11 protein-coding genes and 1 pseudogene are annotated in these 20,654 nt (G+C 71.7%); 1 reads left to right on the forward strand and 11 read right to left on the reverse strand.

The window, feature by feature from the left end:
• Positions 1 to 85: 85 nt before the first annotated feature.
• From AQJ84_RS15070 to bldG, 10 genes are all read right to left on the reverse strand, one after another.
• Positions 86 to 1,291 (reverse strand): DNA polymerase III subunit delta', encoded by a 1,206-nt coding sequence (locus tag AQJ84_RS15070; RefSeq protein ID WP_053191291.1) that lies wholly within the window; start codon positions 1,289 to 1,291, stop codon positions 86 to 88.
• 413 nt (positions 1,292 to 1,704) lie between these two features.
• Positions 1,705 to 5,043 carry a dTMP kinase gene (tmk, locus tag AQJ84_RS15075; RefSeq protein WP_053191289.1) on the reverse strand — a complete coding sequence of 1,113 codons (3,339 nt, stop codon included), beginning with the start codon at positions 5,041 to 5,043 and terminating at the stop codon, positions 1,705 to 1,707.
• 135 nt (positions 5,044 to 5,178) lie between these two features.
• Positions 5,179 to 8,025, reverse strand: coding sequence for a type I DNA topoisomerase (topA, locus tag AQJ84_RS15080; RefSeq protein ID WP_053191287.1), 2,847 nt, complete (start codon positions 8,023 to 8,025; stop codon positions 5,179 to 5,181).
• 249 nt (positions 8,026 to 8,274) lie between these two features.
• Positions 8,275 to 8,472 carry a hypothetical protein gene (locus AQJ84_RS15085; protein WP_030043292.1) on the reverse strand — a complete coding sequence of 66 codons (198 nt, stop codon included), beginning with the start codon at positions 8,470 to 8,472 and terminating at the stop codon, positions 8,275 to 8,277.
• Between the two features lie 141 nt (positions 8,473 to 8,613).
• Complete coding sequence (locus AQJ84_RS15090; protein ID WP_053191285.1) at positions 8,614 to 11,325, reverse strand: serine/threonine-protein kinase; 2,712 nt, start codon at positions 11,323 to 11,325, stop codon at positions 8,614 to 8,616.
• A gap of 212 nt (positions 11,326 to 11,537) precedes the next feature.
• Complete coding sequence (locus tag AQJ84_RS15095) at positions 11,538 to 13,076, reverse strand: N5-glutamine methyltransferase family protein (RefSeq protein WP_030043289.1); 1,539 nt, start codon at positions 13,074 to 13,076, stop codon at positions 11,538 to 11,540.
• Positions 13,077 to 13,106: 30 nt separating this feature from the next.
• Complete coding sequence (locus AQJ84_RS15100; protein ID WP_078632271.1) at positions 13,107 to 13,718, reverse strand: small secreted protein; 612 nt, start codon at positions 13,716 to 13,718, stop codon at positions 13,107 to 13,109.
• 197 nt (positions 13,719 to 13,915) lie between these two features.
• Positions 13,916 to 16,321, reverse strand: coding sequence for a sodium-translocating pyrophosphatase (locus tag AQJ84_RS15105; RefSeq protein WP_037803922.1), 2,406 nt, complete (start codon positions 16,319 to 16,321; stop codon positions 13,916 to 13,918).
• A gap of 245 nt (positions 16,322 to 16,566) precedes the next feature.
• Positions 16,567 to 17,001, reverse strand: a complete 435-nt coding sequence (locus tag AQJ84_RS15110) for an ATP-binding protein (protein ID WP_030043286.1) — start codon at positions 16,999 to 17,001, stop codon at positions 16,567 to 16,569.
• 108 nt (positions 17,002 to 17,109) lie between these two features.
• Entirely contained in the window at positions 17,110 to 17,451 is a 342-nt protein-coding gene (gene bldG, locus AQJ84_RS15115) for an anti-sigma factor antagonist BldG (protein WP_019527076.1), read from the reverse strand.
• Positions 17,452 to 17,533: 82 nt separating this feature from the next.
• Here bldG and AQJ84_RS15120 point away from each other — a divergent pair, with 82 nt between their 5' ends.
• Positions 17,534 to 20,182, forward strand: a complete 2,649-nt coding sequence (locus AQJ84_RS15120) for a DEAD/DEAH box helicase (RefSeq protein WP_164873162.1) — start codon at positions 17,534 to 17,536, stop codon at positions 20,180 to 20,182.
• Here AQJ84_RS15120 and AQJ84_RS42200 read toward each other — a convergent pair.
• Positions 20,109 to 20,477 (reverse strand): annotated as a pseudogene (locus AQJ84_RS42200) (Rv3654c family TadE-like protein); the annotation flags it as partial. The gene AQJ84_RS15120 and the pseudogene AQJ84_RS42200 sit on opposite strands and share 74 nt — an antisense overlap.
• Positions 20,478 to 20,654: the final 177 nt, after the last annotated feature.

Consider the following 20,654-nt stretch of genomic DNA (forward strand, 5'->3'; position numbering starts at 1 on the left):
TAACTCTGCGCAGCGGCTTGAATGCTCTGAGTGCATGCCATGGCTCGTACGAGTGACATGGTCAACTTCCTGGGGGTGAGCTCCGTCAGCCCGCTCTCAGCGCCATCGTCATCGCCTCCACCGCGAGCAGCGGTGCCACGTTGCGGTCGAGGGCGTCGCGGCACGCGGCGATCGCCTCGATGCGGCGGAGCGTGGACTCCGGGGAGCCGGCGCGGGCGAGCCGCTCCAGGGCGTCCTCCGCGTCGGCGTTGGAGATCGCCACCCGGGAGCCGAGCTGCAGGGCGAGGACGTCGCGGTAGAACCCGGTGAGGTCGGTCAGGGCGAGGTCGAGGCTGTCGCGCTGCGTACGCGTCCGGCGTCGCTTCTGCTTGTCCTCCAGGTCCTTCATGACACCCGCCGTGCCTCGCGGCATCCGGCCGCCCTGGACCGCGCCCATCGCGGCCTTCAGCTCCTCCGTCTCCTTGCCGTCCATCTCCTCGGCCAGCACCTTGGCGTCCTCGCTGGCCGCGTCGACCAGTTCCTGCGCGGCTCGGAGACAACCGCCGACGTCCTCGACGCGCAGTGGCAGCTTCAGGACGGCTGCCCTGCGCTCACGGGCGGCCGGGTCGGTGGCGAGGCGACGGGCCCGGTCGACGTGCCCCTGTGTGGCGCGCGCCGCTGCCATGGCGGCGGCCGGTTCGACCCCCTCCCGGCGTACGAGCATGTCGGCGACGGCGTCGACCGACGGCGTCGACAGGTTCAGGTGCCGGCAGCGGGAGCGGATGGTGGGCAGGACGTCCTCGATGGAGGGGGCGCACAGCAGCCAGACCGTGCGGGGGGCGGGCTCCTCCACGGCCTTGAGGACGGCGTTGGCCGACTTCTCGTTCAGCCGCTCGGCGTCCTCCACGAGGATGACCTGCCAACGGCCGTTCGCAGGCGAGGTGAACGACTTGCGGACGGTGTCCCGCATGTCGTCGGCGAGGATCTGCGAGCCGACCGCCGCGACCGTGCTGACGTCGGCGTGGGTGCCGATGAGGGCCGTGTGGCAGCCGTCGCAGAAGCCGCAGCCGGGGATGCCGCCGAGGGCGCGGTCCGGGCTGACACACTGCAGCGCGGCGGCGAAGGCCCGCGCCGCCTGGTTGCGCCCCGCGCCGGGCGGCCCCGTGAACAGCCAGGCGTGGGTCATCTTCGACGCCTCGGGCGGCGGCGCGGCGGTGGCGGCCGCGGTGACCAGGGCGTCGGCGTCCCTAGCAGCGGCACCGAGCTGCTCGCTCACCCTCTCCTGCCCGACCAGGTCGTCCCAGACGGCCATCCCTCACCCCGCTCTTTCGTCACGTTCCGCGTCGCGGGTTCCATTGTGCGGGGTGGGACTGACAACGGGACGGGGTGGACCGGGCCGCCCGCTCAGCCGGCACCCCCGCACGCGCAGCGGGAACCCCGTCGGCGCGGGCGGCACCCCGCACGTGCGGCCGACACCCCGCAAGCGCGGCCGACACCCCGCAAGCGCGGGCGAGCGAATCCACCGCCTCGCGCCTTCCCGGCCGTCCCACCCGAGAGACGCATCGTCACCCACGAGGCCCAGCCCCGACCGTCAAGCCCAGCCCGGCACGGCGCCACCGAGCCCAGGCCCGACCGTGAGGCCCAGCCCAGCCCGGCACCACCGGTCAAGCCCGCCCGGCCGCCGAGCCCAGGCCTGCACATCAGGCCCCGCCCCCACCGACAGGGTCAGCCCCGCCGACCCCGCCCGCGCCGACCTCGTCCCTCGTCGGGATCGTCATCGCCGCGCGGACCGAGCAGTTCGTCCGCCAGCGTCGGCAGATCGTCGAGCGGCGTCTCCTCGGCCCAGTCCGACCGCGCCCGTCGCCGAGGTGCCCCGGTCTCGTCGACCTGCGGCAGCTCACGCGTGCGGTCCTCGGTCCCGTCGGGCCGAACCCCGGTCTGGCCCTCGTCCTCACGGAAGAAGCCCCGCGGAACCCGGTCGGAGGGAGCCTCGCCCCTCACGGGAGGCAGTACGGCCGTCTCGTCCGCGGCACCAGCCGGCTCCGCCGAAGCGTCACCACCCGGAGAAACCGGCGGCAGCACCGCGGTCTCGTCCGCCGCACCCGAAGGCACCGGCGGCAGCACCGCGGTCTCATCCGCCGCACCCGGCGGAACCGGCGGCTGCGGCAGCTCGGCCGTCACCTCGGCGTCCGGACCACCGGCAGCGGCCTCGCTCCCGGATGTCCGTCCGCCCGCACGCCCGTCCCGTACGGGACGCAGCACTGTGGTCTCGTCCGTGGCCCTCGAAGGCACGGGCGGCAGCACCGCGGTCTCGTCCGCCGGCCCGCCGGTCGCGTTCGTCGGCGTCACGAAGGGCGTCGCCACGGTCGCCGCGTCCGAAGCCGCACCCGCACCCGCACCCGCACCCGCACCGGAACGCGTGGTCCTGGGCGCCGTCGACTTGGGCCCGGCCTCCGCCGCGGCCGCCGCCTGCTCGGCCAGCCGCCGGGCCTCCTCGGCCCGGATCAGTGCCTCTTCGGCCTTCCGCTGCTTCTCCAGGCGCCGCGTCTCGGCCTCGGCGCGCAGTCGCGCCTCCTCCTCGGCCTGCTTGCGCAGCCGGTCCGCCTCAGCCTTCCGCCGTGCCTCCTCCTCGGCGCGCGCCTTCTCCTCCGCGAGGAGCCGCTTGCGATCCTCCTCGGCACGGCGACGCGCTTCCTCGGCCCGTACCCGGGCCTCCTCCGCCTGCCGTTCGGCCTCGCGCCGCTGCGCCTCCTCCAGCTCGCGCCGCTTGCGCTCCTCCTCCTCGGCGCGCAGCCGCTCGAGCTGCTCCTGGCGCTCGCGCTCCAGGCGCTCCTCCTCGGCCTTGCGGGCGGCCTCTTCCTCCGCCTTGCGCCGGGCTTCTTCCTCGGCCTTGCGGCGAGCCTCCTCCTGGGCCTGGATCTCGGCCTCGGACAGCGGAAGCATCTGGTCGAGCCGGTGGCGTACGACGGTCGTGACGGCCTCGGGCTCCTGGCCGGCGTCCACGACCAGGTACCGCCCCGGGTCGGCGGCGGCCAGCGTCAGGAAGCCGGACCGCACGCGCGCGTGGAACTCGGCCGGCTCCGACTCCAGCCGGTCAGGCGCCTCGGTGAACCGCTCGCGCGCGATCTCCGGCGAGACGTCGAGAAGCACGGTCAGATGGGGCACCAGCCCGTTGGTCGCCCAGCGGTTGATACGCGCGATCTCGGTCGGGGACAGATCACGGCCGGCCCCCTGGTAGGCCACCGACGAGTCGATGTAGCGGTCGGAGACGACCACCGCACCGCGCTCCAGTGCGGGCCGCACCACGGTGTCCACGTGCTCCGCGCGGTCCGCCGCGTACAGCAGCGCCTCCGCCCGGTGGGAGAGCCCCGCCGACGACACGTCCAGCAGGATCGACCGCAGCCGCTTGCCCACCGGGGTGGCCCCCGGCTCGCGTGTCACCACGACCTCGTGGCCCTTGGCCCTGATCCACTCGGCGAGCGCCTCGGCCTGGGTGGACTTCCCGGCGCCGTCGCCACCTTCCAGGGCGATGAAAAAACCGGTGTCGGCGGGCACCGTCACAGGGTCGTCACCGCCGAGCAGCGCGTCCCGCAGGTCGTGGCGCAGCGGCACGCCGGAGCGGTCGTCGACCTTGGCCAGCACCAGCGCGGCCACCGGCAGCAGCAGCGCGCCGACCAGCATCAGGGTGAACGCCGCGCCGCCGTGCGCGAACACGAACTTGCCGTTCTCCAGGCGGTGCGGGCCGATCGCCGCCGCCACCAGGGGCGCCACCAGCGCGCCCAGCGCCACGGAGACCCGCACGACCGCGTGCAGGTGCTCGGTCGTCCGCCCCCGCCGGTACTCCTCGGCCTCCAGGTCGAGCAGGGTGTGCCCGGTGTTGGCGGCCACGCCCGCGCCGACGCCGGCCAGCGCGACGATCAGCACCACGCTGGTGACGTCCGGGACGAGCCCGGCGGCCAGCAGCGCGACGCCGGTGAAGGCCACCGCCAGCGACAGCAGGCGGCGGCGTGACAGCGTCGGCAGCAGGGAGGGCGCCGTACGGATACCGACGACCACACCGCCGGTCAGCGCCCCGACCAGCAGCCCGTACAGCACCGGGCCGCCTCCCAGGTCCTTGGCGTGCAGCACCGACACGCCGACCACGGCCGCCACCGCCCCGGCGACCGCCGCGCAGGCGAACACCAGCAGCGGGATCGCACCGGTACGGCCCTTGTCGGTGCCGGTGCCCGTCTTGGGGCGGCGCAGCCCCTCCAGCGGCGAACGCGCGCGCGGGGTGCGCGTGTCGGGCAGCTCCAGGAAGGTCAGCACGGACAGGGACGCGGCGAACAGTCCGGCCGCGACATACGAGGGCAGGGCCGCCTGGTGCTGGGCGAACCAGGAGATGCCCGAGCCCAGCAGGTTGTTGAGCAGACCCGCGACGACCAGGACGGCGGCCGCGAGCGGGATCGCCACGAAAGTCGTGCGCAGCGACAGGCGGCGCAGCGCGTCCATGTGGTCAGGCAGCGGTCGTACCGTCGCGCCCTCGGGGGGCGGGGCCGGCAGCAGTGCGGGGGCCGCGCTCTCGCGGCACACCGTCCAGAAGCGCTCGGCGACACCGGTCACGAACGCGGTGACCAGCAGGACGGCCAGCGCGTCCTGGGGCGTCCAGTCGATCCACAGGGGCGCCACGATGAGCACCGCGGCCCGCAGTCCGTCCGCGCCGACCATGGTCCAGCGGCGGTCCAGAGGGCCGTCCTGGGCGGTGAGCGAGGTCAGCGGGCCGAGGAGGACTGCTCCGAAGAGCAGCGTCGCGAGGATGCGCACCCCGAAAACGGTCGCCACTGCGAACGCCACGCCCCGGTAGCCGCCGCCGAACGAGCCCTCGGCGATCGCCGCCTGGAGGGCGAGGACGACCAGCACCAGAAGCGCGAGGGTGTCACCGACACCGCCGACGAGTTGGGCGCTCCACAGCCGTTTCAGCTGCGGTCGGCGCAGCAGGGCGCGGACGGCGCGCTCGCGGGAGTCCGCGACCAGGGCGTCGTCGGGGGCCGGGTGAGGGGCCGTTGGCTGATCGGCTGGGGTCATGCATTCAGCCTATCGGGACGCACCGACAGGCCGGGGTGCCCGTCCGAACGTGTGCACGCCCCGACACCAAAGTGATGCCGGGGCGTTCGTTTTGCGAACCCGCGGTGGAGAAACGGCGGGGAAATCAGGCGTCGCTCAGTCCTCGGCCGCCGTCTTCGATGCCGCCGCCTTCTTCGCGGTGGTCTTCTTGGCGGTCGTCTTCTTCGCCGCCGTGGTCGTCTTCTTGGCGGCGGTCTTCTTCGCGGTCGTCGCCTTCTTGGCCGGAGCCTTCTTGGCGGGCGCCTTCTTCGCCGTCTTCTTGGCGGGCGCCTTGGCGCGCTTCTCGGCGAGCAGTTCGAAGCCGCGCTCGGGGGTGATCTCCTCGACGCTGTCGCCGGAGCGCAGGGTCGCGTTGGTCTCCCCGTCGGTGACGTACGGCCCGAAGCGGCCGTCCTTGACGACGACCGGCTTCCCGCTGACCGGGTCCGCGCCCAGTTCCTTCAGCGGCGGCTTGGCGGCGGCCCGGCCGCGCTGCTTGGGCTGGGAGTAGATCTCCAGCGCCTCTTCGAGAGTGATCGTGAAGAGCTGGTCCTCGGCCTGCAACGACCGCGAGTCCGTGCCCTTCTTCAGGTACGGGCCGTAACGGCCGTTCTGCGCGGTGATCTCCACGCCCTCGGCGTCCTTGCCCACCACACGCGGCAGCGACATCAGCTTGAGGGCGTCCGCGAGGGTCACCGTGTCGAGGGACATCGACTTGAACAGCGAGGCCGTACGCGGCTTCACGGCGTTCTTGCCGGTCTTCGGGGTGCCCTCGGGGAGCACCTCGGTGACGTACGGGCCGTAGCGGCCGTCCCGGGCGATGATCTGGTGGCCCGTCGCCGGGTCGGCGCCGAGCTCGAAGTCGCCGCTCGGCTTGGCGAGCAGTTCCTCCGCGAGCTCGACGGAGAGCTCGTCGGGCGCCAGGTCCTCGGGGACGTCAGCGCGCTGGTGGTTCTCGGAGTCCTTCTCACCGCGCTCGATGTACGGGCCGTAGCGCCCGACCCGCAGCACGATGTCGTTGCCCACCGGGAACGACGACACCTCCCGCGCGTCGATCGCGCCCAGGTCGGTGACGAGCTCCTTGAGGCCACCGAGGTGGTCCCCGTCGCCGTTGCCGGCGTCAGCGGCACCGCCCGGGCTCCCCGCGGCGAAGCCGCTGTCGGGCACCGTCTCGCCGAAGTAGAAGCGCCTGAGCCACGGCACGGCCTGGGCCTCACCGCGGGCGATGCGGTCGAGGTCGTCCTCCATCTTGGCGGTGAAGTCGTAGTCGACGAGCCGCCCGAAGTGCTTCTCCAGCAGGTTGACGACGGCGAAGGACAGGAACGACGGCACCAGGGCCGTGCCCTTCTTGAAGACGTAGCCGCGGTCGAGGATCGTGCCGATGATCGACGCGTAGGTCGACGGACGGCCGATCTCGCGCTCTTCGAGCTCCTTGACCAGGCTGGCCTCGGTGTAGCGGGCCGGGGGCTTGGTGGCGTGCCCGTCGACCGTGATCTCCTCGGCGCTCAGCCGGTCGCCCTCGGCGACCTGTGGCAGACGGCGCTCGCGGTCGTCCAGCTCGGCGTTCGGGTCGTCCGCGCCCTCGACGTAGGCCTTCAGGAAGCCGTGGAAGGTGATCGTCTTGCCGGAGGCGCTGAACTCGACGTCCCGGCCGTCGGTGGCGGTGCCGCCGATCTTGACCGTGACGGAGTTGCCGGTCGCGTCCTTCATCTGGGAGGCGACGGTGCGCTTCCAGATCAGCTCGTACAGCTTGAACTGGTCACCGGTCAGGCCGGTCTCGGCAGGCGTGCGGAAACGATCACCCGAGGGGCGGATCGCCTCGTGCGCCTCCTGAGCGTTCTTGACCTTCCCGGCGTACGTCCGCGGCTGCGCCGGCAGGTAGTCGGCGCCGTACAGCTGTGTGACCTGGGCGCGGGCGGCGGTGACGGCCGTGTCCGACAGGGTCGTGGAGTCCGTACGCATGTAGGTGATGAAGCCGTTCTCGTACAGCTTCTGGGCCACCTGCATGGTCGCCTTCGCGCCGAAGCCGAGCTTGCGCGAGGCCTCCTGCTGGAGCGTCGTCGTACGGAACGGGGCGTACGGCGAGCGGCGGTACGGCTTCGACTCGACGGAGCGCACCGCGAACTGCGTGTTCTCCAGGGCGGCGGCCAGCGCCCGTGCGGCGGCCTCGTCGAGATGGAGGGTGTTCGCGCTCTTGATCTGTCCCAGCGAGTCGAAGTCGCGGCCCTGCGCGACCCGCCTGCCGTCGACGGTCTGGAGGCGGGCGACCAGGGACGACGGGTCGCTCGCGTCGCCTGCCCGGCCGGTCGAGAAGGTGCCCGTCAGGTCCCAGTACTCGGCGGAACGGAACGCGATGCGCTCGCGCTCCCGCTCCACCACGAGCCGGGTCGCGACGGACTGGACGCGGCCGGCCGACAGCCGGGGCATGACCTTCTTCCACAGGACCGGCGAGACCTCGTAGCCGTAGAGACGGTCGAGGATGCGGCGGGTCTCCTGGGCGTCGACCAGCTTCTGGTTCAGCTCGCGCGGGTTGGCGACGGCGGCCTGGATCGCGGCCTTGGTGATCTCGTGGAAGACCATCCGCTTGACCGGGACCTTGGGCTTGAGCACCTCCTGGAGGTGCCAGGCGATCGCCTCGCCCTCGCGGTCCTCATCGGTGGCGAGGAAGAGCTCGTCGGAGTCCTTCAGCAGGTCCTTGAGCTTCTTTACCTGGGCCCTCTTGTCGGCGTTGACCACGTAGATGGGCTGGAAGTCGTGATCGACGTCCACGCCGAGGCGCCGGACCTCTCCGGTGTACTTCTCAGGCACCTCCGCGGCGCCGTTGGGGAGGTCGCGGATGTGCCCGACGCTCGCTTCGACGACGTAGCCGGGGCCGAGATAGCCCTTGATCGTCTTCGCCTTGGCAGGCGACTCGACGATGACGAGTCGGCGGCCGCCCTGTGCGGTCTCGCTGGTCGGGGACAACTTCGCTCTTCTCTCCGGTCGGCGCTGGGGGGCTCTCCCCCGGCCTTGTTCCCGGGGTCGGGTCGTGCTGACGCTGCGGAGTGTGACGGTACATCCCGCCCCCGTGTCAAACGGGAAAAGCCCGCAACGGCCACTCGAACGGTAACCCGACTACCGCCATTCCTGCCGCCCGGAGTGCCCACCGGCCTTTTCGAGCCCATCCGGAGGGTGATCTCCCAATTACCGGAGCCGCAGCTCCCGCGCCGATTCTCACAGCCGGGTGAAGCACCACGCACCCAGTGCCAGCGCGATCAGCGCGGCGGCGCTCGCGACGGTCGCCGATGCGACAGGGCTCACACCGTGGGCGACCGGTTCCCGGTGCCGCACCCGCGCCGCGGTCCACGCCAGCAGCCCGCCTCCGAACAGGGCGAACACCGCCCCCGAGAAGATCGCCGGTCCGCTCTCCATGGCCTGCCCCGCCCCTTTTCTCCCGTCTAGCGTGCTCAGCCCGTGGAGACTGGCACGCGGGGGCGGCGGACAGGCGAACCCCGGGTGAACGCGGGATCGCCGCGGCTGCGGACTCCTTCCGTCCCCTGCTGCCGGCCGGCCTCAGACGGCGCCGGGCGCGGGTATCTTTCCGGTCGTCTTCTGGTTGTCGGCCCGGCCCACCGTGCACACGACCTTGTTGAAGCCCTCGGACCAGTCGTCCTCGTCGGCCACCCAGCCGAACACGGTCCGCTCCTGCCCCGGCGCCCAGACCGACTCGAATTTGTTGCCGCACAGCTTGGTCGCGTTGTCCGTGCCCTTCTTGTACGTCATTCCGCTCGGGGCCTGGACGGTCCCTATCACCTGGTCGGTGTGGGGTTTGCCGCAGTCGGTCAGCGGGGCGTTGTAACTGTCCTCCTGTTCCTCGTAGACCCAGCAGTCACCGACGCTCATCTGACCGACCCACAAATCCGTGCCCGCGTCGCGGAAACGGCCGACCTCACCGCCTATCGCGGCATGGCGGCCCAGTACGAGACACGCCGTACCGCCGCCGGCCGCGGTGAAGCCCTGCTCCGTCGGTACGACGGCGTAGCCGGCCGCGTCCGGCAGCGCGGCGACCAGCGTCCGGGTCTGGTTCTCGCAGCGTTTCGCGCCCTGCTCGCGGGCGTCGGAGTGGTCGGTGGCGGTGTCGACGGCCACGACCTGCCCGTCCGGCCAGTCCTCGGCGCAGTCCACCACCCCGAGGTTCGGCTCCGACTTGAACGGCCTGCCCGACCACACCGCCTGCACGCAGTCCCCGGGCTCCAGAGGGGCTCCGAGCCCGACCACGTCGCCGTACGGCAACACGGGCCCGGCGGGCGACGCCGAACCCTGCGATTCACTCACGCTCGGCGAGGCCGAGTCCTTCGTCACGTCCCGCTTCCTGCCTCCGTCGTCGCCGGTCAACGCGACGACGCCCCATACGCCTCCGGCGATGACGAGTACGGCGGCCACCACCAGAGCGACGAGCGCGACGCGCCTCTTCCCGGGGGACTGCGGGGGCGGCGCCTGTCCGCCTGGGGTGACGGGACCACCCGGGCCCCCGTAGCCGCCGTACCCGGGTTGCGAGGGGGTGCCACCGGGGTACGCCGCGTGCGTGCCTGCGCCTGCGTACGGCGGATGGGGCGTGCCGCCGTAGGGCGCTTGAGCACCGCTGCCGTAAGGCGGTGACGCGCTGCCATTGCCATACGGCGGCGAGGCGCCACCGCTGCCGTACGGCGTTCGAGCACCGCCGCTCGCGTACGTCGAACCGGGCCCCTGCGCATAGGGGTTGCGGACGTCCGGTGACTGGGCCGCGGGCTGTCGCCACGGGTCGTACGGCGGCAGGCCGGGCGTCCCACCAGGCGTCGCGGGGCCGCCGTGTTCCGGAGTGCCGGGCCCAGCCCCGCCGGAGTCGCGGCCGTCCGGTGGAGGACCGCCCGCCGAGAGGTCGCCGGGCTCGCCCGCCCGGGGGTGCGGGGTCTGTGGAGTGTTCGGGGTGGGTGGCCCACCCGGCGTTCCCGGTACACCTGGCGTCTGTGGCCCACCCTGCGCCGGGGCACCACCCCACGCGCCGGGCGGGCCGCCGACGTACCCCGGCGGGTCGCCGGCGACATACCCCGGTGGCGCACTCGCCACGTACCCGGGCGGTGGACTCGCGACGTACCCGGGCGGTGGACTCGCCACGTACCCGGGCGGCGGGCCGTCGACCGCCCCCTCATCCGGGGAAGCGCCTCGGTATCCCGGCACCCCGCCAAGGCCTCGCGCAGCGGCGTCATGCCCCCGCACCTGGGCGTCATGGTTTCCCACGGGCCCGCCGTGCCCCTCGGGTGACCTCCCGGCCCCCGACGACTGCCCACCGAACCCCTCAGGCGGCGGGCCGAAGCCCTCCGAGCCGGGGCCACCCGGGCCGAAGCCACCCGGCGTGGCGGCGAACCCCGCCCCCGCACCCTTCTGCGCCAGCCGCTCCAGCCCTCGCGAAACCGCCTCCGGCGAGAACCTGCGCACCGGGTCCTTGACCAGCAAGCCCATCAGTACCGGAGTCAGTTCACCCGCCCTCGCCGGTGGGGTCGGGTCCTCGCCGAGCAGGGCCGTCAGGGTCGCGTAGTCGCCGTGCCGGTCGAAGGGGCCGCGGCCCTCCACGGTGGCGTACAGCGTGGCGCCCAGAGAGAACATGTCGGCGGCAGGCGTGGGTGGTTCACCGCGGGCCCGCTCGGGGGCGAGGTAGCCGGGCGTCCCGAGAATGCCGGCCGTGGCGGTGAGCCGGGGTTCCTGGGACTCGGGCTGGAGGGCGATGCCGTAGTCGGTGAGCAGCACGCGTGCGTACGGGTCGCCCGAAGAGTCCGGTGCCAGAAGGATGTTGGCCGGTTTGACGTCCCGGTGGAGGATGCCGATGCGGTGCCCCGCGGTGAGCGCGTCCAGGACCGCGAGGCCGATGCGCGCAGCCTGCGCGGGCTCCAGCGGTCCCGAACGCCTGACGACCGCCTGGAGGTCGATCGCGTCCGGTACGTGCTCCATGACGATCCACGGCAGCCCCTCGTGCACCAGCACGTCGTGCACGGTCGCCACGTGCGGGTGCCCGCGCAGGCGTGCCGCGTGCCGGGCCTCGCTGCGAGCCCGCGCGATGCGCTGCCCGGACTCCGCCGCGTCCCTGGGCGTGTCCGCCAGCGCGATCTCCTTCAGCGCGACTTCACAGGCCAACTCCTCGTCGTACGCGAGCCAGACCCGGCCCATGCCGCCCGCGCCGAGTGTGCGCAGCAGCCGGTACCGGCTGTTGATGATCCTGCCTTCGCCCTGATCCGGCGTCTCCCCCGCCATCACGCCTCCCCCGGAACGGCGCGCCTCCCCCGAGAACGCGCGGAGTTCGTCCCTAGAAAGGTAGCTTCGCACGCACCACTGACAGGAGACCTTTTCAGGATCAATCCCGCCAGATGGGACACATGCCTCTCAGAGCCGCGCACCCGCCCCACACGTGACGCGCGGGGCGCCGCCCGCCCCCCGGTCGGGCGCCACTCGTCATCACCCGACCGTCACTCGGCCGGGTCGAGGAACCCCTGTTCCACCAGCAGCCGAATCTGTGCCGGCGTACGGTCGCGCAGCAACACCGGATCCTCGCCCACCAGTTGCGCGATCGCGTCCAGGATGCGGCCCGCACTCAGCGAGCCGTCGCAGACGCCCGCGAAGCCCGCGCCGACCGTGTCCACCTTGGTGGCACGGCGCATCCCGCGGTGCTGACGCAGCACCACGTGTTCCGGGTCCTCGGCGCCGGGCAGCCCGACCTGCTCCTGGACGATCTCGGCGGCGAGCTTGAAGTGCCCCGTGAGCAGGGCCGCGTCGTCGTGCGCGCGCAGGTAGTCGAGGCGCTCGAAGTGTGCCCTGACGGCGTCACCGAGCGGCTGCTCGACGGGATGCGGCCACTCCTCCACGGTCACCGAGGGCACCGCGGAGCCCGTCCGGCGCAGGGTGATCCAGCCGAAGCCCACGCTCCTGACCTTGCGCGCCTCGAACTCGTCCAGCCACGCGTCGTACCGCTCCTGGTACTCGGCCACGTCACCGCGGTGATCGCCGGCGTCGCGCAGCCACAGCTCGGCGTACTGCGTGACGTCCTGCACCTCGCGCTGCACGATCCACGCGTCGCACCCGCGCGGCACCCACGACCTGAGCCTGTCCTGCCAGTCCTCCCCCTCCACGTGCTGCCAGTTGGCGAGGAACTGCGCGAACCCGCCCTCACGCAGCCGTGCCCCCGACTGCTGAACGAGCGTGCGGCACAGATCGTCCCCGCCCATCCCGCCGTCGCGGTACGTCAGCCGTGCGCCCGGCGAGATCACGAAGGGCGGGTTGGACACGATCAGGTCGTACGTCTCGTCGTCCCGGACCGGGTCGAACAGCGAGCCCTCGCGCAGGTCGGCGGCTGGCGCGCCGGACAGCGCCAGGGTGAGCGCGGTGATGTGCAGGGCGCGCGGGTTGAGGTCGGTCGCCGTCACCCGCGTGGCGTGCTGGGCGGCGTGCAGCGCCTGGATGCCGGAGCCGGTACCGAGGTCGAGGGCGGCGGAGACGGGCGTACGGACGGTGATGCCGGCGAGGGTCGTCGAGGCGCCGCCGACGCCGAGCACGACGCCCTCGTCCCGGCTTCCGATGCCACCGGCACCGCCCACCGCGCACCCCAGGTCGGACACGATGAACCAGTCTTCGCCGGCGGGTCCGCCGTACGGCCGTACGTCCACGGTCGCGGCGAGGTCGTCCCCGGCAGCACCTCCGGCCCGGACCAGCCACCCGCTCTCCAGGCATTCTGCGACGGGCAGCACACCCTCCACGCGCGCGTGCGGCACGGGCTGCTGCAACAGGAACAGCCGTACGAGCATCTCCAGCGGCGTGTCTCCGCGGGTCGCCCGGAGCGCGGGCACGGTCTCGCTCCGGGCGAGCGCCGCGTACGCCGGCGCGCCGAGCAGCTCGAGCAGCCCGTCGGCCGTGAAGGAGGCCGCGAGCAGGGCGTCCCGGAGCCGGGCGGCGGCGTCGGGACGGTCGGATTCGGGCAGGGGGGACAGGGTGGCGTTACTCACGCCCCCCATTGTGACCCGCGGCCGCCCGCGGGGAGCGACTCAGCTGTCGGTGGCCGCGGCGGACGCGGAGGCGGACGCCTTCTTGCAGCCCGCCTGGTCGTTCAGCGCCTGCTTGGTGTCGCCCTCCTCCAGGCTCTTCAGCGCGCCGAGCGCGCTCTGGCGCTGGCTCTCCATCTTGCGCATCTCGGCCGACACCTCCTTCAGCCCGGTGGCGAACTTCCCCTGGTCCTTCGTGTCGAGCCCGTCGACCTGCTTCTTCAGGTCGGCGTAGGCCGAGGAGAGGGCGGTGAGCTTGGTGACGGCGTCCTGCTGCTTCTTCGCGCCGCCGTCGACGCCGGGGGGCGCTCCGGCGTTGTCGAGGACGCTCGCACGCGCCTTGTAGCCGTCCGACAGGTCCTGGAAGGCCTGGGAATCCGCCTTCTGGAGTTCCTTCGGGGTGCTGGTGGTGTCCTTGGCAGCCTTGGTTATCGCGTCGTAGGCCGCTGTGATCTTCGTGTTCTGGGCCGGGACGGTGTCACAGACCTTCTTGGCCCACGCGTCCAGCTCCTTGTTTCCCTCGTCGCTGCTGCATCCCGTCAGCGCCAGTACCAGTACCGCACCGCCGGACAGTGCGGCCGCGAGCTTCTTGTTCACCGGATTGGTCCCTTCCACGGCTTTCGGCCCACGGACCTTACACGGAGGAGACGTGACGGCAGTGTCGTAAATAACCTGAATAGGTCTACTAAGTGTTATTTACACCTGGAGAGAGAAGGCTCACGGGGCGGGGCGCGAGCACGCACAGGGCGGGCGGCCGACGCGGCAGTGCGCGCCGTCCGCCCGCCCCTGAGCTGGGCTTCGGTGAGCCGCGCCTACGAAACCACCGCCGCATCCGGCGACTTGGGCGACCCTTCGGCGTTGTCTTCGTCACCCACGACGATTCCGCGCCGCTTGGAGACATAGACCGCGCCCGCGATCACCAGGAACGACAGGACCGCGATGGCGATCCGCACGCCGAGGTTCTCGTCGTCGCCGTAGCTGAACTTGATGACCGCGGGCGCGATGAGCAGCGCCACCAGGTTCATCACCTTCAGCAGGGGGTTGATCGCGGGACCGGCGGTGTCCTTGAAGGGGTCGCCGATCGTGTCGCCGATCACCGTCGCGGCGTGGGCGTCGCTGCCCTTGCCGCCGTGGTGGCCGTCCTCGACGAGCTTCTTGGCGTTGTCCCACGCACCTCCGGAGTTGGCCAGGAACACCGCCATCAGCGTGCCCGCGCCGATCGCGCCCGCGAGGAACGCGCCGAGAGGGCCGACGCCGAGCGTGAACCCGATGAAGATGGGCGCCATCACGGCGAGCAGTCCGGGCGTGGCGAGCTCCCGCAGGGCGTCTCTGGTGCAGATGTCGACGACCTTGCCGTACTCCGGCTGCTCGCTGTAGTCCATGATCCCGGGCCGCTCCCGGAACTGCCGCCGCACCTCGTACACCACGGCACCCGCCGACCTCGACACGGCGTTGATCGCGAGCCCCGAGAACAGGAAGACGACCGCCGCGCCCGCGATCAGGCCGACGAGGTTGTTGGGCTGGGAGATGTCCATCATCAAGGTCATCGGGGCGCCGTCCCCGGACAGTTTCTCGCCCACGTCCTGGGCGCCCGTGATGATGGCGTCACGGTACGACCCGAAGAGCGCCGACGCCGCGAGGACGGCGGTGGCGATGGCGATGCCCTTGGTGATGGCCTTGGTGGTGTTGCCGACGGCGTCCAGGTTGGTGAGCACCTGCGCGCCCGCACCCTCGACGTCGCCGGACATCTCGGCGATGCCCTGCGCGTTGTCGGAGACCGGCCCGAAGGTGTCCATCGCGACGATCACGCCGACCGTGGTGAGCAGCCCGGTGCCGGCCAGCGCCACCGCGAACAGCGCCAGCATGATGGACGTACCGCCGAGCAGGAACGCCCCGTAGACGCCGAGGCCGATCAACAGGGCGGTGTAGACGGCGGATTCGAGGCCGACCGAGATTCCGGCCAGGACGACGGTGGCCGGGCCGGTGAGCGAGGTCTTTCCGATGTCCCTGACGGGTCGTCGGCTGGTCTCGGTGAAGTAGCCGGTCAGCTGCTGGATCACGGCGGCGAGCAGGATGCCGATCGCCACGGCGACGAGCGCGAGGATCCGCGGGTCGCCGCCCTTGCCCGTGATCGCCGTGTCGGTGACGCCTTCGAGGTCGGCGTACTTGCCGGGCAGGTAGACGAAGACGGCCACCGCCACCAGCACCAGCGAGATCACCGCGGAGATGAAGAAACCGCGGTTGATCGCGGACATGCCGCTGCGGTCGGTGCGGCGCGGGGCCACGGCGAAGATGCCGATCATCGCGGTGATCACACCGATCGCGGGGACGAGCAGCGGGAAGGCGAGTCCGGCGTCGCCGAAGGCCGCCTTGCCGAGGATCAGCGCGGCCACCAGGGTCACGGCGTACGACTCGAACAGGTCGGCCGCCATGCCGGCGCAGTCACCGACGTTGTCGCCCACGTTGTCGGCGATGGTCGCGGCGTTGCGGGGGTCGTCCTCCGGAATGCCCTGTTCGACCTTGCCGACCAGGTCGGCGCCGACGTCGGCGGCCTTGGTGAAGATGCCGCCGCCGACCCTCATGAACATCGCGATGAGAGCCGCGCCCAGTCCGAATCCCTCCAGGACCTTCGGCGCGTCGGCCGCGTACACCAGCACCACACAGGAGGCGCCCAGCAGACCGAGCCCCACCGTGAACATGCCGACCACGCCGCCCGTACGAAAAGCGATCTTCATGGCTTTGTGCGAGACCTCGGTGAGATCTTTTTCCGGTTCGCCCTCCGCCGGAGTCGCTTCACGGGCCGCCGCGGCGACACGCACATTACTCCGAACGGCGAGCCACATGCCGATATAGCCGGTGGCCGCCGAGAAGCCCGCGCCGATCAGGAAGAACACCGACCGTCCGGCACGCTGATTCCAGTCGTCCGCGGGCAGCAGCATGAGCAGGAAGAACACGACCACGGCGAATACGCCGAGCGTGCGCAGCTGCCGGGCCAGATAGGCGTTGGCGCCTTCCTGGACCGCGGCCGCGATCTTCTTCATGCTGTCGGTTCCCTCGCCCGCCGCGAGTACCTGGCGCACCAGGACGCCTGCCACCACCAGGGCGGCCAGGGCCACGACGCCGATGACCGACACCATGACACGGTTGCCGTCGGTCAGTACCGCTGCCGCGAGGGCAGTGGAGTGGTCAATTTGATCTGGGGAAGAAAGCCCCGCCATTCGTCCTCCTTGACGCTTGGGCTGAGCTCAAGATGTGGACGGATTCTAGAGATCTGTTCCTGATCAAAACAGTACGCGGCAAACGGAATCTGCCACACCCCGGTAACGTCTCGAAAGCATTGTCGGCCGATCCAATGATCGGAAATTGATCGTGAATTACTTCACGATTTCAGAAACGTTCTTGGAAAAACACTGAGGGCCCTGCTCAGCAGGGCCCTCGGAGTGTTGCCGGACGTGCGGATGGCTCAGGGAAGCACCGCGACTGACGGTGTGGTCGGCCAGGTCATACGGATCGACCCGCCATGCTCCCCTGCGGTGACCTCCACGTCGTCCACAAGACCACTGATGACCGCGAGGCCCATCTCGTCCTCCTCGGCCTCGGCATCCGCGTCCTCACCGGCACCGGAAGCCCGGTCGCCGGGGGAAACGCGGGGCGCCTCGTCGCCGACCTCGATGGAGAACTGCTTCTCCTCCTCGATCAGCACCACCTTCACGGGCGCCATGATGCCGCCGCTCACGTGCAGTCCGACGGCTCGGCTACAGGCCTCGCCCACGGCGAGTCTGACTTCGTCGAGGACGGCCTCGTCCACTCCGGCCCTGCGCGCCACCGCTGCCGCCACCAGTCGGGCGGTCCGGACGTGCTCGGGCAGCGCGCTGAAGCGGAGTTCAACGGTGGCCATGCATCCCCCTCGGAACTACGGGCGTGCTGTCGGGGGACCGGGCCGCCGAACGCCCGGACCCCCTTGCTTGCTTCGGGGTGCGGACCTGCGCCCGCACCCGATCGGTGGTCAGTCGGTCGCCGCCACCGCTTCCTCGACCGAGGTGTGGATCGGGAACACCTTGGTGAGGCCGGTGATACGGAAAATCTTCAGAATGCGCTCCTGGTTGCAGACCAGGCGCAGCGAGCCCTCATGGGCACGCACCCGCTTCAGTCCGCCGACCAGTACGCCGAGTCCGGTGGAGTCGAGGAAGTCCACGCCCTCCATGTCGACGACAAGGTGGAAATTGCCGTCGTTCACCAGCTCGACCAGCTGCTCGCGCAGCTTGGGCGCGGTATATACGTCGATTTCGCCACCGACCCTGACGATCGTGCGATCGCCGACGGTTTCGGTCGACAGGGACAGGTCCACGGATCCTCCAGCACCTTGCTATCGAGCGGTCGCCCCTCGGGACACCTCGGCTTGAAGCCCCCAGGACGGTTCGCCAGCCGCGATGGCATTCAATCACTTACCGGCAGGCGTGCACGACGCCTTGGTCCCATTGTCCGTCACGCCAGTGACACACTCGGTGCCGATGGCCAAGAATCACCGATCCGATCGACCCTCGGCGCAGCCCGTCTCCAGCCTCTCGCCGGGCACGGTCCTGGACCGGCTCGCCGCGGGACCGAGCCGGGCTTCGCGCATCACTCATACGGAGCACTTGCCCCCGCGCGCGGGTCGCCATGCCGTCTGGCCGGACCGGATCCGTTCGGAGGTCATCGCCGCTGTGCAGGCATGCGGCATCGAACACCCCTGGGCCCACCAGGCCCGCGCGGCCGAGCACGCCCTGGACGGCGAGTCGGTCGTCGTGGCCACCGGCACGGCGTCCGGCAAGTCCCTGGCCTACCTCGTGCCGGTCCTGTCGACCCTCCTGGACGGTTCCGAGGCCCCGAACGGACGCGGGGCCACCGCCCTCTACCTGGCCCCCACGAAGGCCCTCGCGGCGGATCAGTGCCGCTCCGTGAAGGAACTTTCACAACCCTTGGGCCATTCGGTACGCCCAGCGGTCTACGACGGCGACACGCCGGTCGAGGAACGCGAATGGGTCCGCCAGTACGCCAACTACGTCCTGACCAACCCCGACATGCTGCACCGGGGCATACTCCCGTCCCACCCCCGCTGGTCCTCCTTCCTGCGCTCCCTGAAGTACGTCGTCATCGACGAGTGCCACACCTACCGGGGCGTCTTCGGCTCGCATGTCGCCCAGGTGCTGCGCCGACTGCGCCGCCTCTGTGCCCGCTACGGCGCCTCCCCCGTGTTCCTGCTGGCCTCCGCGACCGCGGCCCAGCCCTCGGTGGCCGCCGGCCGCCTCACCGGGCTCCCGGTGGTCGAGGTGGCCGACGACGCCTCCCCACGCGGTGAACTGGTGTTCGCCCTCTGGGAGCCCCCGCTGACCGAGATGCAGGGGGAGAAGGGCGCCCCCGTCCGCCGCACCGCCACCGCCGAGACCGCCGACCTCCTGACCGACCTCGCGGTCCAGGGCGTCCGCACGGTCGCCTTCGTACGCTCCCGGCGTGGCGCCGAGCTCATCTCGGTGATCGCCCAGGAACGCCTCGCCGAGATCGACCGCTCCCTCGCCCGGCGTGTCGCGGCGTACCGCGGCGGCTACCTCCCCGAGGAACGCCGCGCTCTCGAACAGGCCCTCCACTCCGGCGAGCTCCTCGGCCTCGCCGCCACCACCGCGCTCGAACTCGGCATCGACGTCTCCGGCCTCGACGCCGTCCTCATCTCCGGCTACCCGGGCACCCGGGCCTCGCTGTGGCAGCAGGCGGGCCGGGCGGGCCGGTCCGGCCAAGGAGCCCTCGCCATCCTGGTGGCCCGCGACGACCCCCTGGACACCTTCCTCGTCCACCATCCCGAGGCACTCTTCGACCAGCCCGTCGAGTCCACGGTCCTCGACCCCGACAACCCTTACGTGCTTGCCCCGCACCTGTGCGCCGCGGCCGCGGAACTGCCGTTGACCGAGGACGACCTGGAGTTGTTCGGCCCCGCCTGCGCCGAGCTGCTCCCCCAGCTCGAAGCCGCGAAGCTGCTGCGCCGGCGCGCGAAGGCCTGGCACTGGACACGCCGGGAGCGGGCCGCCGACCTCACCGACATCCGCGGGGAGGGCGGCAGGCCGGTCCAGGTCGTCGAGACCGGCACCGGCCGCCTGCTCGGCACGGTCGACGCGGGCGCCTCGCACACGACCGTCCACGAGGGCGCGGTGCACCTGCACCAGGGCCGTACGTACCTGGTGCGCTCACTGGACCTGGAGGACTCGGTCGCCCTGGTCGAACAGGCCAGCCCTTCGTATTCGACGGTCGCCCGCGACACCACGTCGATCTCCGTCCTGGAGACCGACATCGAGGTCCCGTGGGGCGACGGACGCCTGTGCTACGGCTCCGTCGAGGTCACCAACCAAGTGGTCTCCTTCCTGCGCCGCCGACTCATCACCGGTGAGGTTCTGGGCGAGACGAAGCTCGACCTCCCCCCTCGTACGCTGCGCACCCGTGCCGTGTGGTGGACGGTCACCGAGGACCAGCTGGACGCCGCCCGCGTCAACCCGGAGATCCTCGGCGGCGCCCTGCACGCCGCCGAGCACGCGTCGATCGGCATGCTGCCCCTCTTCGCGACCTGCGACCGCTGGGACATCGGCGGCGTGTCCGTCCCGCTGCACCCCGACACGCTCCTGCCGACCGTCTTCGTCTACGACGGCCACCCCGGCGGCGCGGGGTTCGCGGAGCGCGCCTTCCACACGGCCCGCGAGTGGCTCAGCGCCACCCGCCAGGCCATCGCCTCCTGCGAGTGCGACGCCGGCTGCCCTTCCTGCATCCAGTCCCCCAAGTGCGGCAACGGCAACGACCCACTGCACAAGAGGGGCGCGGTGCGGCTGCTCACGGTGCTGTTGAAGGGGGCGGGGGCTGAGGGAGAGGGGGCTCCGCGAGGGTCCCAGGAGTCGGCAACACCAGCGGTTTCGGAGGCGTCAGAGGAGCCAGGGGCACAGAGAAGCCGAGAGGAGCTGGGGGCGTCAGAGAAGCCGGAGACGCCAGAGGAGTCGGAGACGCCGGTTGCCCCAGCGGCGTCGACGGGACCGGCGGCCCCGCAGGCCCCGCCCGTGCCCTGACCTCCGCGACGAACGGTCCTCGTCCCGAAGCCGCCGTGACGTCGGAGGTCTCGCCCACGATCGCGCATCGCACGAGTCGAGCTCCCTGGGCCCGCGCCACCCGGCCCGCCCGGGCACAGGCCGCCGTGCCGCCGTCCGCCCAGTGATCCGCCGCCGCGAGTGCCGCGAGGTCAGCACCTCCGGCCGCGCGATGCCGGACCACCACGGCCTGCCCCATGCCGAGGACGACACCGAACACCACGCACAGCACGGCGATCGCACCCACGCTCCAGACGGTGGCTGAGCCACGGTCGGACCGCCAGGCACCGGTTCCGAGCGCGGCCTGGAGCCCTGCGTCGGACGCGGACCCGGCTGCTGCGCTCTGGGTCCCGGCGGCGGACGCGGACCCGGCTGCTGCGGACTGGGTCCCGGCTACGGACGCGGCATCGGCCCCCGTCCCCCTCGCAGCCCTGGCCCCGCCCCCAGCCCTCGT

The organism is Streptomyces resistomycificus, from assembly GCF_001514265.1.
Classification (GTDB): domain Bacteria; phylum Actinomycetota; class Actinomycetes; order Streptomycetales; family Streptomycetaceae; genus Streptomyces; species Streptomyces resistomycificus.

Coding starts and splice junctions, on each gene's coding strand:
- AQJ84_RS15090 (WP_053191285.1), bottom strand. CDS start 11,325: ATGGCGGGGGAGACGCCGGATCAGGGCGAAGGCAGGATCATCAACAGC.
- AQJ84_RS15095 (WP_030043289.1), bottom strand. CDS start 13,076: ATGGGGGGCGTGAGTAACGCCACCCTGTCCCCCCTGCCCGAATCCGAC.
- AQJ84_RS15070 (WP_053191291.1), bottom strand. CDS start 1,291: ATGGCCGTCTGGGACGACCTGGTCGGGCAGGAGAGGGTGAGCGAGCAG.
- AQJ84_RS15085 (WP_030043292.1), bottom strand. CDS start 8,472: ATGGAGAGCGGACCGGCGATCTTCTCGGGGGCGGTGTTCGCCCTGTTC.
- tmk (WP_053191289.1), bottom strand. CDS start 5,043: ATGACCCCAGCCGATCAGCCAACGGCCCCTCACCCGGCCCCCGACGAC.
- AQJ84_RS15110 (WP_030043286.1), bottom strand. CDS start 17,001: ATGGCCACCGTTGAACTCCGCTTCAGCGCGCTGCCCGAGCACGTCCGG.
- AQJ84_RS15120 (WP_164873162.1), top strand. CDS start 17,534: ATGGCATTCAATCACTTACCGGCAGGCGTGCACGACGCCTTGGTCCCA.
- AQJ84_RS15105 (WP_037803922.1), bottom strand. CDS start 16,321: ATGGCGGGGCTTTCTTCCCCAGATCAAATTGACCACTCCACTGCCCTC.